The sequence below is a fragment of the Streptomyces sp. 3MP-14 genome (genome assembly GCF_006334905.2).
GTDB lineage: Bacteria > Actinomycetota > Actinomycetes > Streptomycetales > Streptomycetaceae > Streptomyces > Streptomyces triticirhizae.
The window spans coordinates 152,839-167,329 of record NZ_VDLZ02000005.1; the positions used below are offsets into that span (position 1 = coordinate 152,839).

Sequence of the window (14,491 nt, forward strand, 5' to 3'; positions counted from 1 at the left end):
GGGAGGCCTTCCGTTGCGCACGCTGGTACGTCCCGCCGTTCTGAAAACGCCTCGCGGCCGACTGGTCTACTGGTCCCTTTTCACCGTCGCGATCATCCTGTTCACCGTCGCCTTCATCATTCCGCTGTACTGGATGGTGACCGGCGGCCTCAAGAGTTCCGCCGAGGTGGCCAGGAACCCGCCGACCTACATTCCCGAGGAATTCCATCCGAGCAACTACTCGGACACCTGGGACCGCCTGGAGCTGGCCCAGTACTTCGGGAACACCGTGGTGCTGATCGGCGGCGCCTGGCTGCTCGGCCTGGCGATCCAACTGCCCGCCGCCTACGCGCTGTCCAAGCTCAGGCCGCGCTTCGGCAACATCGTGCTCGGCCTGATGCTGGTGACCCTGATGGTGCCGGCGACCGCCCTGCTGATCCCGACCTATCTCACGGTCACCGACGTGCCGTTCCTCGGGCTCAACCTCATCAACAACCCGGCGGCGGTCTGGCTGCCCGCCGCCGCCAACGCCTTCAACATCTATGTGCTGAAGAACTTCTTCGACCAGATACCGGACGAACTGCTCGACGCCGCGCGGATCGACGGTGCTGGTGCGTTCACCACGATGTGGCGCATCATTCTGCCGCTCTCGCGGCCGATCATCGCCGTTGTGTCGATTCTCTCGATCACCGCTCTGTGGCGCGACTTCCTCTGGCCGATGGTGGTGCTTCCCGATCCGGCGAAACAGCCGATCACCGTCTATCTCCAGCGCATCGCGGACACAACGTCGCTCAACATGCTGATCGCCGGAATGGTGCTGGCGAGCATTCCGCTCGTGGTGGTTTTCCTCATCTTCCAGCGCCATATTCTCGCCGGTCTCACGGCGGGCAGCCTCAAGGGCTGATCACGCGAAAGGACACCTCCGTGCCGCACAACCCTCACGCCTGGTGGCGTTCCGCCGCCATCTACCAGGTGTACGTCCGCAGCTTCGCCGACGGCAACGGCGACGGCACCGGCGACCTCGCCGGGGTCCGCGCCCGGCTGCCCTACCTCGCCGAACTCGGCGTCGAGGCGCTGTGGTTCACGCCCTGGTATGTCTCACCCCTCGCCGACGGCGGCTACGACGTCGCGGACTACCGCGCCATCGACCCCGCCTTCGGCACCCTGGCGGAGGCGGAGAAGCTGATCGCTGAGGCCCGCGAGCTGGGCCTGCGCACGATCGTGGACGTGGTCCCCAACCACATCTCCGCCGAACACGCCTGGTTCCGGGCGGCGTTGGCCGCGCCGCCCGGCAGCCCGGAGCGGGAGCTGTTCCACTTCCGCCCCGGGCGCGGCCCCGAGGGCGCCGAGCCGCCCAACGCCTGGCGCTCCGAGTTCGGCGGCCCCGCCTGGTCCCGCTCCACCAACCCGGACGGCAGCCCTGGGGAGTGGTACCTGCACCTGTTCGCGCCCGGGCAGCCCGACCTCAACTGGGCGCACCCGCAGGTCAGGCAGGAGCACGAGGAGATCCTGCGGTTCTGGTTCGAGCGGGGCGCCGCCGGAGTGCGGATCGACTCGGCGGCGCTGCTCGCCAAGGACCCCGAACTCCCCGACTTCGACGTGGAGCGCGGCGACGCCCACCCCTATGTGGACCGCGACGAGCTGCACGCCATCTACCGCTCCTGGCGGGCCGTCGCCGACGCGTACGACGGCGTGCTGATCGCCGAGCTGTGGCTGCCCGACGTGGAGCGCTTCGCCCGCTATCTGCGCCCCGACGAGCTGCACACGGCGTTCAACTTCGACTTCCTGTCCTGCCCCTGGGAGCCGGCGCGGCTGCGCGCCTCCATCGACGGGACGCTGGCCTCGCACGCGGGCGTCGGCGCGCCGGCCACCTGGGTGCTGGCCAACCACGACATCACCCGCACCGTCACCCGCTACGGACGTGCGGACACCAGCTTCTCGTTCGCGGCCAAGCGCTTCGGCACGCCCACCGACCTGGCGCTCGGCACCCGCAGGGCGCGGGCGGCCGCGCTGCTGACGCTGGCGCTGCCCGGCTCGGTCTACCTCTACCAGGGCGAGGAACTCGGCCTGCCCGAGGCCGAGATCCCGCGCGAGCGGATCGTGGACCCGATGCACGACAGGTCCGGCGGGATCGACCCGGGCCGGGACGGCTGCCGGGTGCCGCTGCCCTGGTCGGGCGAGGCGCCGCCCTACGGCTTCGGTGGGGCCGACACCTGGCTGCCGCAGCCGGGCGACTGGGCCGGGTACACGGCCGAGGCCCAGGCCGACGACCCGGGCTCGATGCTCTCCCTCTACCGCACCGCGCTGCGGCTGCGCAGCGCCTGGCCGACCGCGACGGGCGACCTGACCTGGCTCGACTCCCCGCCAGGCGCCCTGGTCTTCGCCCGCGCGCACCGGCTGGTCTGCGCGGTCAACCTGGCGGCGGAGCCATTGCCGCTGCCGCCCCACGAGACGCTCCTGCTGAGCAGTGGCCCGCTGGACGACGCGGGCCGGCTGCCGCAGGACACGGCCGTCTGGCTGCGGGTCTGAGCGACCCGTGGCCGGGCGCCACCCCCACCCCCACAGGAAGGGAATGTCATGAGCGCACCAAACCCATCGCGTCTGCGGTGGCGCGTGGCGGGCGCGGCCTCGGCCGGCGCCCTGCTGCTCGGCGCCGTCGGGTTCACCGCGATGGCCAACGCCGACGAGGCCGACCAGCCCGTCTCGCCGGCACCCGCCGACGTCGCCCCGGCGGCCGGAGCCGAACTCCCCTTCGTCACCCAGGAGGCGGAGGCCGCCGAGCACGACGGCACGGTGATCGGCCCCGACATCACCCAGGGCACCGTCGCCTCCGAGGCGTCGGGCCGCACCGCCGTCGAGCTGTCCGCCGGGCAGTCCGTCACGTTCACCCTGACCGAGGCGGCCAACGCCGCCACCGTCGTCTACAACGTGCCGGAGGGCGGCGAGGGTTCGCTGGCCGTCGCGGTCAACGGCCAGGGGATCGAGGAGTCCGTCCCGCTCACCTCGCGCTACCAGTACTTCGTGGCGCCCTGGATCGCCGGCTCCACCACCCACCACTTCTTCACCCACGCCCGCGTCCAGCTCGGCCAGGACCTGGCGGCGGGGGACACCGTCACGTTCACGGCCAGCGGCCAGGTCACCCTCGACACCGCCGACTTCGAGCAGGTCGCGGCACCCGCCGAGGCACCGGCGGGAGCCCTCGACGTCACCGAGCTGGGCGCCGACCCGACCGGCCAGGCCGACTCCAGCCAGGCGTTCGTCGAGGCGGTCGCCCAGGGCCGGGGCGGCGTGGTCTGGATTCCGCCGGGGACGTACCAGGTCAACCAGCCGCTCTACGTGGAGAACGTGACCATCCAGGGCGCGGGCAACTGGCACTCCGTCGTCAACAGCTCCCGCTTCATCAACCAGGGCGAGGGCCCGGGCAACGTGCACCTCAGCGACTTCGCCGTCGTCGGCGACGTCACCGAGCGGGTGGACAGCAACCCGGACAACTTCGTCAACGGCAGCCTGGGCCCGAACTCCTCGGTCTCCGGCATGTGGCTCCAGCACCTCAAGGTCGGCCTGTGGATGACCGGCACCAACACCGACCTGGTGGTGGAGGACAACCGCATCGTCGACATGGCCGCCGACGGCCTCAACCTCAACGGCAACGCCGACGGCGTCCAGGTGCGCAACAACTACCTGCGCAACACCGGCGACGACTCCCTCGCGATGTGGTCGCTGCCGCAGGCCAACCGGAACTCGACCTTCGACGGCAACACCGTCATCCAGCCCAACCTCGCCAACGGCATCGCCATCTACGGCGGCGAGAACATCACCGTCTCCAACAACCTGGTCCAGGACACCAACGCCCTGGGCAGCGGCATCGCCATCTCCAACCAGGCGTTCATGGAGCCGTTCTTCCCGCTCGCCGGCACCATCAGCGTGGACGGCAACACTCTGGTGCGGGCCGGGGCGCTCAACCCGAACTGGGACCACCCGATGTCCGCGCTCCGCGTCGACGCCTACAACCACCCCATCCAGGCCGACGTCAACATCACCGACACCACGGTCACGGACAGCCCCTGGAGCGCGTTCCAGTTCGTCTCGGGCTCCGGCAACGGGCTGGCCACCAACCAGGTCACCATCGACGGCGCCCAGGTGGACGGCGTGGGCACCGTGGTGATCCAGGCCGAGACCACCGGCGAGATCACCGTCGCGAACGTGACCGCCGAGAACGTGGGCGCCGCCGGCGTCTACAACTGCCCGTTCCCGACCAGCAACCCGCCGCTGACCATCAACGACGGCGGCGGCAACACCGGGCTCGACACCGAGTGGGACGACTGCGAGAGCTGGCCCCAGCCGGCCGAGTGATCCTCGGATCGCACCCCTGTTGACGGTCGGACGCCCCGGCCGGTCCCCTCGCGGGCCGGCCGGGGCGTCCCGCGTCCCGCGTCCGTCGCCGTTGCCCGGGGTTCTAGGGTGAACGGTGACCTGGCGTCGAGGGACAGGAGTTGGGGCAGTGACGACCGGTGGTCGGATTCCCGTGCTGGTGCTCGCCGGATTCCTGGGGGCCGGCAAGACCACCCTGCTCAACCATCTGCTGACCAACGCCTCCGGGCTGCGGATCGGCGCCGTGGTCAACGACTTCGGCAGCGTCCCGGTGGACGCCCTGACGGTCGCCGGCCAGGTCGACTCGTTGGTCTCCTTCGGCAACGGCTGCCTGTGCTGCGCCACCGACACGGAGGAACTCGACGAGGCGCTGGCCCGGCTGGCCGACCCCGCCGCCGCCATCGACCTGATCGTGATCGAGGCCAGCGGCCTCGCCGAACCGCCCACGCTGGTGCGGATGGTGCTGGCCAGCGAGCAGCCGGGCGTCGTCTACGGCGGGCTGGTGCAGGTGGTGGACGCCGTCGAGCACGACGCGCTGCGGGCCAGGCAGCCGGCCACCGACCGGTACACCGCGCTGGCCGACCTGGTGGTGCTCAACAAGACGGACCTGGTGCCGGAAGAGCAACGGGCGCCGCTGCTGGCCGCGTTGCGGGACCGCGCGGGCGGCGCGCCGGTGGTGGCCGCCAGCCACGGGCGGATCGACCCGGCGCTGCTCGTCGACGGGGCCTCGGCCGAACGGGACCGGGGCACCCGGCAGCTCTCCTTCGCCGACCTGCTGGCGGATGAGGACCACCACGACCATCCGCACGCCGGCTTCGAGAGCGTGTCGTTCGGCAGCGAACGGCCGCTGGACGGCGGGCGGTTGATGGACTTCCTGGACGCCCGCAAGGCGGGGCTCTACCGGATCAAGGGCTTCGTCCGGATCGCCGGCGGCGAGCGGTACACCGTGCACGCGGTGGGCCGCTTCCTGCGGTTCTTCCCCGACCCGCCGCCGGCCGCCGGCGCGGACGCCGATACCAGCCTGGTGCTGATCGGCACGGGCCTCGAAGCGGAGGCGCTGGTCGCGGAGTTGACGGCCTGCGTCGTGGCGGACGGCGGCGACGGTGTGGACGGCGGCAACGGTGCGGCTCCGGACGCGCTGTGGCGGGTGCTGCGCTTCGTGGCGCGGAACGCGGAGGAGTCCTCGGGAGGGACCGTGCCGGGCGACGAGTTCGCCGAGCCGGCGGCGAGTGGTCGTGGGGGAGCGGGAGCCTAGGAGCCGCGCGGCCTCGCCTCAAGGAAGCGGGTCAGGATGAGGCGGAGGGTGGGAAGCTCCTCGGCCGGATCGAAGCCCGGGCTGGTGGCGGCGCTGGTGAAGACCGACGCGATCAGGGCCATGATCCATGTCGCGGTGCTGTCCGGGTCCAGCCCGGGGTCGATCCGGCCGCTGGCGGCGGCTCGTGTCAGCAGCGCGGCGATCGCCGCGTGCTCGTCGGCGTTGCCACGGCTCAGCAGCGCTTCCAGCTCGGGGTCGCGGTAGGCCTGGACCATCGCCTCCATGACCAGTGCGGGCACCACCGGCTCGACGGCGGGGGCGGCGAGGTAGTCCACGAGATCCATCAGAGCCGGCAGGGGATCGTCGGCTTCCCGGGCCCGCGCCAGACGTTCGGCCCTGTCGGGGTCCTCCTCGCCGAGCACCGCGACGAAGATCGCCCGCTTGTTGGGGAAGTAGTGGAACAGGTTGCCGGCGCTGATCCCGGCGGCCCGGCAGATCTCGGCGGTCGTGGTGCGCTCGTAGCCCTTGGCCGCGAACAGGCCGGTCGCCGCGTTCAGGATGTGCCGCCGGCGTGCCTGGTGCTTGGCCGGGTCGACCGTTCTCATCGCGCCCTTCCTGCCTACTACCTCCGAGTCCTCGGGGGCGGTTCCACCTTAGCGGTCCCGTGCGCCAATAATAGACCGAGTGCTCGGTCTATTATTGGCGAGCCAACCACCGCCCCACGCCGAGGAACGCCATGGACTCAGTCCGCACCGCCCGCACCCCGATACCTCCGCTGCGGCGCAGGCTCGGGCCGATCCTCGGGCTGCTGCTGCTCTCCCCGATCTGCGCCGAGTACCTCATCGGCTACATGGAGGTCATGGGCGATCCGGTGGAACTGCTCGGCGGGCTGCTGATCCTGGCCCCGCTCTACGGCACGGCCGCCGTGATGATCCGTGAGGTGACGCGCAGGACCGGGCGCGGCTGGCCGTCGATCCTCCTGCTGAGCGCCGCGTTCGGCGTGATCCAGGCCGGGCTCGTCGACCAGAGCCTGTTCAACCCCGACTTCGTCGACGAACCCTCCTGGGACCAGGAGCGCCTGCCCACCGCGATCCCGGCTCTGGGCATCAGCGTCAACCACGTGCTGGACTTCGTCGTGGGCCATGTGATCTGGAGCTTCGCCGCACCGATCGCGGTGATCGAGTCCTGCGCGCCACGGGTGGGCGACCGGCCGTGGCTGGGCAGGGCCGGAGCGGGAGCGATGGTCGTCCTCTACGGGCTGGCGGTGTTGGTGATCTTCCACGAGCACACCCGGGACTTCATGGCCTCGCCCGCACAGCTCGGCGCCGCTGCGGCAACGGCTGCCGCCCTGGCGGCGGCGGCACTGCTGGTGCCGCGTCGGCGCGCCCCGGCCCCGAGGCGTGCCGGGTGGGTGCCGGCACCGTGGCTGGCCGGGGCCTTCGCCCTGGGGCTGATGATGGCGCACCACCTGCTGCCCGCGAGCTGGCCGGGGACCGTTCTGGACCTGCTGGCCCTGGTCCTGCTCGGCGGTCTCGTGGTGCGGTGGTCCGGGCGGACGGGGTGGGGACGCGGGCACGCCTGGGCGGTCGGTGGCGCCGCACTGGTGGCCAACGCGGGGCTGTCCTTCATGGTCGAGCCGCTCGGGGAGGTCTCCTACCCCGTCAAGTACGCCGCCAACGCGGCTCTCATGCTAGGGGTGTTGGCGCTGCTGTTCTGGGCGCGGCGGCGCCTGTTCGAGGCCGGTCCCGAGCGGGACGGTCTTGAGTGGCGGGAGGACACCGGGGCACGCGGAAGCCTGGGCCAGCGGGTGGCCGGCTGAACCCGTCCTCTCCGGCCCGAGCGGCGGCACAACGACGGCGCGGCTCGGCGCCCGGCCCGTCGCCGGACGGTCCCGATGGCGTCAACGGCCTCGGCCGCAGGGCGCCTCCGGCCTGGCCGCAGGTAACCCCGCTGCCGTTGCAGGGGGCCTCCGGCCCGGGCACCGGCACCTTCCGCCCTTGGCGGAGGCACCCCTCGCCGCGCCGCGGGCAATCCCCGCCCCGCCGCAGGCGGCCCCCGGCCCCCGGCCCCGGGCCCCCGGGCCGGGAGGCCCGGAGGCCCGGGGCCCCGTTCGGTCCGTGCCCGGTCTCCCCGCCAGGGGAGACCGGCTCAGCCCACCGGCCCCGCCACCGCCGTCACCGGCTTGGCCAGCGGCGTGCCCGAGCCGTCGCGGCGCGGGTCGATCTCCGGCAGCTCCACCGGCGCGCCGTTCGCGCCGGCCGCCCGCGCCGGCGCCGCGCCGGCCCACGCGAAGACCAGCCGTTCCTCGCCCTTGAGGAACCGCTGACAGCGCACCCCGCCCGTGGCCCGCCCCTTCCGGGGGAACTGGTCGAACGGCGTCACCTTCGCCGTTCCCAACGAGTCGTCCAACGTGCCCGAGCCGCCCGCCACCGTGAAGACCACCGCGTCCCGCGCCGGGTCCACCACCGTGAACGAGACGACCCGAGCGCCCTCGCCCAGCTTGACCCCGGTCATCCCACCGGCCTGCCGGCCCTGCGGTCTGACCTGCGAAGCCGGATACCGCAGCAGTTGCGCCTCGTCCGTGACGAAGACCAGGTCCTCCTCACCGGTCTGCAACTCGGCCGCGCCCGCGATCCGGTCGCCCTCGCGCAGCGCGATGACCTCCAACTCCTCCTTGTTCGACGGGTAGTCGGGAACCACCCGCTTGACCACCCCGTGCTCGGTGCCGATGGCGAGCCCCGGCGAGGACTCGTCCAGCGTGGTCAGGCAGACCACCCGTTCGTCGGCGCCCAACGACACGAACTCCGACAGCTGCGCCCCGCCCGCCAGGCTCGGCGCCGAGGCCGCCGGCGGCAGCGCGGGCAGGTCCACCACCGAGATCCGCAGCAGCCGCCCCGTCGAGGTGACCGCGCCCACCTCGCCCCTGATCGTGGACGCCACCGCCGAGACGATCACGTCGTGCTTGCCACGCTTGGCACCCTCGCCCAACGAGCCCTCCCCGTCGGCGGTCCTGGCCAGCAGCCCCGTGGAGGAGAGCAGCACCCGACACGGGTCGTCCGAGACCTCCAGCGGCACCACGTCCACCTGCGTGCCCTCGGCCTCCACCAGCTCGGTGCGCCGGGGCGTGGCGAACTTCTTGGCCACGTCGGCCAGTTCGGACGAGACCAGCTTCCGCAGCTCAGCGTCCGACTCCAGGATGACGGTGAGCTGCTCGATCTCCTCCCGCAGCCGGTCCCGTTCGGACTCCAGCTCCAGCCGGTCGAAGCGGGTCAGCCGCCGCAGCGGCGTGTCCAGGATGTACTGCGTCTGGATCTCCGACAGCGCGAACCGGCCCATCAGGGCCTCCTTCGCGGCCGCCGCGTTCTCGCTGGACCTGATCAGCCGGATCACCTCGTCGATGTCCAGCAGCGCCACCAACAGGCCCTCGACCAGGTGCAGTCGGTCCCTGCGCTTGGTCCGCCGGAACTCGCTGCGCCGGCGCACCACCTCGAAGCGGTGGTCCACATAGACCTGGAGCAGCTCCCGCAGCCCCATGGTGAGCGGCTGACCGTCCACCAGGGCCACGTTGTTGATGCCGAAGGTCTCCTCCATCGGCGTCAGCTTGTAGAGCTGCGCGAGGACCGCCTCCGGATTGAAGCCGTTCTTGATCTCGATGACCAGGCGCAGCCCGTTCTCCCGGTCGGTGAGGTCCTTGACGTCGGCGATGCCCGTCAGGCGCTTGGCGTTGACCAGGTCCTTGATCTTGCCGATGACCTTCTCCGGGCCCACGGCGAAGGGGAGTTCGGTGACGACCAGGCCCCTGCGGCGGGCGGAGACCTTCTCCACCGTGACGGTGGCCCGCATCCGGAACGTGCCCCGGCCGGTGCGGTAGGCGTCCCGGACGCCCTCCAGGCCGACGATCCGGCCGCCCGTCGGCAGGTCGGGCCCGGGGACGAAGCGCAGCAGCGTCTCCAGGTCCGCGTTCGGGTGCCGGATCAGGTGGCGGGCGGCGGCGATGACCTCGCCCAGGTTGTGCGGCGGCATGTTGGTGGCCATGCCGACGGCGATGCCGCTGGAGCCGTTGACCAGCAGGTTCGGGTAGGCGGCCGGCAGCGCGGCCGGCTCCTGCTCGCTGCCGTCGTAGTTCGGCGCGAAGTCGACCGTGTCCTCGTCGATGGACGCGACCATCAGCCCGGCGGCCGAGGCCGAGCGGCACTCGGTGTACCGCATGGCGGCGGGCGGGTCGTCGTTCCCCAGGGAACCGAAGTTCCCATGGCCGTCGACCAGCGGCAGCCGCATCGAGAACGGCTGGGCCATCCGCACCAGCGCGTCGTAGATCGCCGAGTCCCCGTGCGGGTGGAGCTTGCCCATCACCTCGCCCACGACGCGGGCGCACTTGACGTAGGAGCGGTCGGGCCGCAGCCCCATGTCGTGCATCTGGTACAGGATGCGGCGCTGCACCGGCTTCAGGCCGTCCCGCGCGTCGGGCAGGGCGCGCGAGTAGATGACGGAGTACGCGTACTCCAGGAAGGAGCCCCGCATCTCATCGACGACATCGATGTCGAGGATGCGTTCCTCGAACTCCTCAGGAGGCGGGGACTGCTTGCTGCGGCGGGCCATCGCGGCAGGGCTCCTTCGTACGGGGGGCGGTTGCTGGCGACCATTGTGGACCGCCCCGCTGACAACCGGGAACTTCGCACACCCCGGCTCACCTTGCATAAGGTGACAGGCATCTGCACCGACCGAGCGAAGGGACCTCATGTCCATGGGCCACACGGCCAGCACGGAGGATACCGTCGGTGGGCTCACCGCGACGGAGCACAGACTCGCCAACGGCCTGCGGGTGGTGCTCTCGGAGGACCATCTGACCCCGGTGGCCGCCGTCTGCATCTGGTACGACGTCGGCTCCCGGCACGAGGTCAAGGGCCGAACGGGCCTGGCCCACCTCTTCGAACACCTGATGTTCCAGGGCTCGCGACAAGTCACGGGCAACGGGCACTTCGAGCTGGTCCAGTCGGCCGGGGGCTCCCTCAACGGCACGACGAGCTTCGAGCGCACCAACTACTTCGAGACCATGCCGGCCCACCAGTTGGAGCTGGCGCTGTGGCTGGAAGCCGACCGGATGGGCACCCTGCTGAGCGCGCTGGACGAGGAGTCCATGGAGAACCAGCGTGACGTCGTCAAGAACGAGCGCCGGCAGCGGTACGACAACGTGCCCTACGGCACCGCGTTCGAGAAGCTGACCTCGATGGTCTTCCCCGAGGGCCACCCGTACCACCACACGCCCATCGGCTCCATGGCCGACCTGGACGCGGCCTCGCTGGAGGACGCCAGGGAGTTCTTCCGCACCTACTACGCGCCCAACAACGCGGTGTTGGCCGTGGTCGGCGACATCGACCCGGAGCGGACGCTGGCCTGGGTGGAGAAGTACTTCGGCACCATCCCCGGCCACGACGGGAAGCGCCCGCCGCGCGACGGCACGCTGCCCGACGTGATCGGCGAGCAACTGCGCGAGGTGGTGCGGGAGGACGTGCCGGCGCGCGCGCTGATGGCCGCCTACCGGCTGCCGCAGGACGGCACCAGGGAGGCCGACGCGGCCGACCTGGCGCTGACCGCGCTGGGCGGCGGCGAGTCCTCCCGGCTCTACAACCGGCTGGTGCGCCACGACCGCACGGCCGTCTCGGCCGGGTTCGGGATGCTGCGGCTGGCCGGCGCGCCCTCGATGGGCTGGCTGGACGTCAAGACCTCGGGCGAGGCCGAGGTCGCCGAGATCGAGGCGGCCGTCGACGAGGAGCTGGCCAGGTTCGCCGCCGAGGGTCCCACGCCCGAGGAGATGGAGCGCGCCCAGGCCCAGTTGGAGCGCGAGTGGCTGGACCGGCTGGCCACGGTCGGCGACCGCGCGGACGAACTGTGCAAGTACGCCGTGCTGTTCGGCGACGCGACGCTGGCGCTCAGCGCCGTCCAGCGCATCCTGACCATCACGCCCGAGGAGGTCCAGGCGGTGGCCGCCGCCCGGCTCCGCCCCGACAACCGTGGGGTGTTGGTGTACGAGCCCACGCCGAGCGCCTCCGAGCAGGAGCCGGCGGACGAGAACGAGGGGGGCCAGCAGTGAGCGAGGCGAGTGGAAACGCGGCGGGCGCCGGGGCGGAGATGACGCTCCACCCGCGCCCCACGGGCGGTGCGCCCAAGCCGTGGGCGTTCCCCGCGCCGGAGCGCGGCGCGCTGCCCAACGGCCTGACGGTGCTCCGCGCCCACCGCCCCGGCCAGCGGGTGATCGCGGTGGAGATCAACCTGACCGCGCCGCTGGACGCGGAGCCCAGGGGCCTGGAGGGCGTGGCGACGATCATGGCGCGCGGCCTCTCGGAGGGCACCGACCGGCACACGGCCGAGGAGTTCGCGGCCGAGCTGGAGCGCTGCGGCGCGACGCTGAACACGTTCGCCGACCACGTCGGGGTCCGCGTCTCGCTGGAGGTGCCGGCCTCCCGTCTCGAGGGCGCGCTGCGGCTGGTCGCCGACGCGCTGCGCGCCCCCGCGTTCCCCGAGCACGAGATCGAGCGGCTGGTCGCCAACCGGCTGGACGAGATCCCGCACGAGCTGGCCAACCCGGGGCGGCGCGCGGCGATGACGCTCTACGCCACGCTCTTCCCCGAGGACTCCCGGCTCTCCCGGCCGCGCCAGGGCACCGCGGAGAGCGTGCGCGGCATCGACGCCGGGGCGGTGCGCGACTTCTACGCCGCGCATCTGCGGCCGGCCTCGGCCACCGCCGTGATCGTCGGCGACCTGACCGGGATCGACCTGGACGCGGTGCTCAAGGAGACCCTGGGCGCCTGGACCGGCCCGGCCGCCGAGCCGGTCCTGGTCTCGCCCGTCGAGGTGCGGGACACCCCGCGCGTGGTGATCGTGCACCGCCCGGACGCGGTGCAGACGCAGCTGCTGATCGCCCGCCTCGGGCCCGACCGCCACGACCCGGTGTGGCCGGCGCACCGGCTTGGCGTGTACTGCCTGGGCGGCACGCTCACCTCGCGCCTTGACAAGGTGCTGCGGGAGGAGAAGGGCTACACCTACGGCATCCGCGCCACCAGCCAGGTGCTGCGCTCCAGCGCCGCCGGCGACGGCTTCTCGCTGCTGGGCATCAGGGGCTCGGTGGCCACCGACGTCACGGGCCCCGCGCTGGCCGACCTGTGGCAGGTGCTGCGCACGCTGGCCGCCGAGGGGCTGACCGACGAGGAACGGGACGCCGCCGTCCAGTTCCTCGTCGGCGTCGCGCCGTTGAGCTTCGAGACCGCCTCGGCGGTGGCGGGCGCGCTGGCCGACCAGGTGGAGGAGGAGCTGCCGGACGACTACCAGGCCAGGCTCTACGCCCGGCTGGCGGAGGTCGGCACGGTCGAGGCCACGGCGGCCGTGGTCCGCGCGTTCCCGCCGGACGGGCTGGTGACGGTGCTGGTGGGCGACGCCAAGCAGATCGCCGACCCGGTGCGGGAGCTGGGCATCGGCGAGGTCGAGGTGGTCGGCGCGTAGCGGCGTCCGTGCGACCGGGGAGAGCGCGCCCGCGCCGGGCGCGCTCTCCGTCGTTTTACGCCCCCACGCCTGGCCGACGACGCGCGCACCCCGCGGATTGTCCCGGACGGCTGACCGAAAGGCGGCCGGTTCGCCCGGGGGTGCTATCGGAATTCCCGTGGTTTTGCCATACAGTTCGGGTGAGTGACCCGGTAGTAATGCGACAGGGCAATGCCGGCTATGTCTGTGGGGGTTGTTTATGCGTATCTCCGCGCACACGGTATGCACCGCGATCCGGGACGACATCGTGGCCGGGGTGCTGCTGCCGGGCGCCCGGCTGGCGGAGGAGCAGCTGGCGCAGCGCTACGGGGTCTCCCGGGTCCCGGTGCGCGAGGCGCTGCGCACCCTGGAGTCGGAGGGCTTCGTCGTGTCGCGGCGTCATGCCGGCGCGTGCGTGGCCCAGTTGGGGGACCGGGAGGCCGCCGACCTGCTGGACGTGCGGGCCCTCGTCGAGCCGCTGGGCGCGGCCAGGGCGGCCCAACGGCGCACCGAGGCGCACCTGAAGGTGCTTCGTGGCCTGGTCAGGCTGGGGCGGCAGCGCGCGGGGCAGGGGCAGGAGTCCGACCTGCGGTCGCTGGGGGACTGGTTCCACGAGACGGTCGCGCAGGCCACCTGTAGCCCCGGACTCAGCGATCTGCTGGTGCAGTTGAGGCGGAAGATCACCTGGCTGTACACCGCCGAGCCGCTGGCCGGCGCGGTCGCGCTGTGGCAGGAGCGGGGCGCGTTGGTGGACGCCATCGCGCGCGGCGACGCCGAACGCGCCAGGGCGCTGTCCGCCGCGCAGCTGGCGCGGGCCACCCCGGCCAGGCGGCAGTTCCACGCCGCGGCGCCGGCGGCGGTGGGCGCGGTGAGTACCAGGAAACCTGCCGTCAACACGGTGCGCGGCCAGATTTAACAGCAACCGTATACACCTGACGCAGAACACCGGACCACGCCGGAACGGGCTGCCGCAGGTGCCGGTGTTTTTCCTGCTGCCCGGATTTCCGAAAGGCCCCGAACAAAGCAGTGCACACATCCGCGAAAAAGCGGTTGCCGAACGAAATTCCTCAGACCGTTTCGGGAAGTTCGTCGAGGCCCTCGGAGACCAGCCTCGCCAGCCGTTCCAGCGCGGCCTCGGCCGCCCCGGTCGCCTCGGGCCCCTCGGCCGGCGAGGCCAGCACGATCTCCTCGCCGCCCTGCGCGCCGAGGCTGAGCACCGCCAGCATCGACGCCGCGTTCACCGGGGTGCCGCCGGCCCGGGCGACCGTCACCGGCACCCCGGTGGCCGTGGCGGCCCGCACGAAGATCGAGGCGGGACGGGCGTGCAGCCCCTCGGACCAGCCGATGGTGACGCGGCGCTCGACCATGTGA

At 72.2% G+C, this 14,491-nt stretch carries 11 protein-coding genes; 8 read left to right on the plus strand and 3 right to left on the minus strand.

All coding sequences use genetic code 11. The features are described from left to right. Nucleotides 1-13: 13 nt before the first annotated feature. The 4 genes from FH609_RS09345 (at nucleotide 14) to FH609_RS09360 (ending at nucleotide 5,605) form a co-directional block, all read left to right on the plus strand. Nucleotides 14-883, plus strand: coding sequence for a carbohydrate ABC transporter permease (locus FH609_RS09345; RefSeq protein ID WP_139666931.1), 870 nt, complete (start codon nucleotides 14-16; stop codon nucleotides 881-883). Nucleotides 884-903: 20 nt separating this feature from the next. Next, nucleotides 904-2,508: an alpha-amylase family glycosyl hydrolase gene (locus tag FH609_RS09350; protein WP_193317836.1), complete on the plus strand. Its 1,605-nt coding sequence runs from the start codon at nucleotides 904-906 to the stop codon at nucleotides 2,506-2,508. A 48-nt stretch (nucleotides 2,509-2,556) separates the two neighbouring features. Further along, nucleotides 2,557-4,332, plus strand: a complete 1,776-nt coding sequence (locus FH609_RS09355) for a glycosyl hydrolase family 28-related protein (RefSeq protein WP_139666930.1) — start codon at nucleotides 2,557-2,559, stop codon at nucleotides 4,330-4,332. A 148-nt stretch (nucleotides 4,333-4,480) separates the two neighbouring features. Next, nucleotides 4,481-5,605, plus strand: a complete 1,125-nt coding sequence (locus tag FH609_RS09360) for a CobW family GTP-binding protein (protein WP_226961521.1) — start codon at nucleotides 4,481-4,483, stop codon at nucleotides 5,603-5,605. On the opposite strand, the gene FH609_RS09365 is transcribed toward FH609_RS09360, so the two are convergent. Next, nucleotides 5,602-6,210: a TetR/AcrR family transcriptional regulator gene (locus FH609_RS09365; protein ID WP_139666929.1), complete on the minus strand. Its 609-nt coding sequence runs from the start codon at nucleotides 6,208-6,210 to the stop codon at nucleotides 5,602-5,604. The two genes, FH609_RS09360 and FH609_RS09365, sit on opposite strands and share 4 nt — an antisense overlap. 131 nt (nucleotides 6,211-6,341) lie before the next feature. On the opposite strand from FH609_RS09365, the gene FH609_RS09370 reads away from it, so the two are divergent. Continuing rightward, on the plus strand, nucleotides 6,342-7,424 hold the full coding sequence (locus tag FH609_RS09370; protein WP_193317835.1) for a hypothetical protein: 1,083 nt from the start codon (nucleotides 6,342-6,344) through the stop codon (nucleotides 7,422-7,424). 329 nt (nucleotides 7,425-7,753) lie between these two features. Here FH609_RS09370 and FH609_RS09375 read toward each other — a convergent pair whose 3' ends face one another. Further along, a complete protein-coding gene (locus FH609_RS09375) occupies nucleotides 7,754-10,204 on the minus strand; it encodes a DNA topoisomerase (ATP-hydrolyzing) subunit A (RefSeq protein ID WP_139666928.1) in 2,451 nt (816 codons plus the stop codon). A 145-nt stretch (nucleotides 10,205-10,349) separates the two neighbouring features. On the opposite strand from FH609_RS09375, the gene FH609_RS09380 reads away from it, so the two are divergent. The 3 genes from FH609_RS09380 to FH609_RS09390 all read left to right on the plus strand — a co-directional run bounded on the left by FH609_RS09380 (nucleotide 10,350) and on the right by FH609_RS09390 (nucleotide 14,036). Next, nucleotides 10,350-11,696 (plus strand): M16 family metallopeptidase, encoded by a 1,347-nt coding sequence (locus FH609_RS09380; RefSeq protein WP_193317845.1) that lies wholly within the window; start codon nucleotides 10,350-10,352, stop codon nucleotides 11,694-11,696. Nucleotides 11,697-11,734: 38 nt separating this feature from the next. Further along, a complete protein-coding gene (locus FH609_RS09385; RefSeq protein ID WP_139667039.1) occupies nucleotides 11,735-13,102 on the plus strand; it encodes a M16 family metallopeptidase in 1,368 nt (455 codons plus the stop codon). A 238-nt stretch (nucleotides 13,103-13,340) separates the two neighbouring features. After that, nucleotides 13,341-14,036, plus strand: a complete 696-nt coding sequence (locus FH609_RS09390) for a GntR family transcriptional regulator (protein ID WP_139666926.1) — start codon at nucleotides 13,341-13,343, stop codon at nucleotides 14,034-14,036. A gap of 151 nt (nucleotides 14,037-14,187) precedes the next feature. Here FH609_RS09390 and FH609_RS09395 read toward each other — a convergent pair whose 3' ends face one another. Then, nucleotides 14,188-14,487 (minus strand): HPr family phosphocarrier protein, encoded by a 300-nt coding sequence (locus tag FH609_RS09395; protein WP_139666925.1) that lies wholly within the window; start codon nucleotides 14,485-14,487, stop codon nucleotides 14,188-14,190. Nucleotides 14,488-14,491 lie beyond the last annotated feature (4 nt).

Excerpts from the sequence above, each read along its gene's own strand:
- FH609_RS09395 (WP_139666925.1), bottom strand. The coding sequence starts at position 14,487 with ATGGTCGAGCGCCGCGTCACCATCGGCTGGTCCGAGGGGCTGCACGCC.
- FH609_RS09390 (WP_139666926.1), top strand. The coding sequence starts at position 13,341 with ATGCGTATCTCCGCGCACACGGTATGCACCGCGATCCGGGACGACATC.
- FH609_RS09375 (WP_139666928.1), bottom strand. The coding sequence starts at position 10,204 with ATGGCCCGCCGCAGCAAGCAGTCCCCGCCTCCTGAGGAGTTCGAGGAA.
- FH609_RS09380 (WP_193317845.1), top strand. The coding sequence starts at position 10,350 with ATGGGCCACACGGCCAGCACGGAGGATACCGTCGGTGGGCTCACCGCG.
- FH609_RS09370 (WP_193317835.1), top strand. The coding sequence starts at position 6,342 with ATGGACTCAGTCCGCACCGCCCGCACCCCGATACCTCCGCTGCGGCGC.
- FH609_RS09385 (WP_139667039.1), top strand. The coding sequence starts at position 11,735 with ATGACGCTCCACCCGCGCCCCACGGGCGGTGCGCCCAAGCCGTGGGCG.
- FH609_RS09365 (WP_139666929.1), bottom strand. The coding sequence starts at position 6,210 with ATGAGAACGGTCGACCCGGCCAAGCACCAGGCACGCCGGCGGCACATC.
- FH609_RS09355 (WP_139666930.1), top strand. The coding sequence starts at position 2,557 with ATGAGCGCACCAAACCCATCGCGTCTGCGGTGGCGCGTGGCGGGCGCG.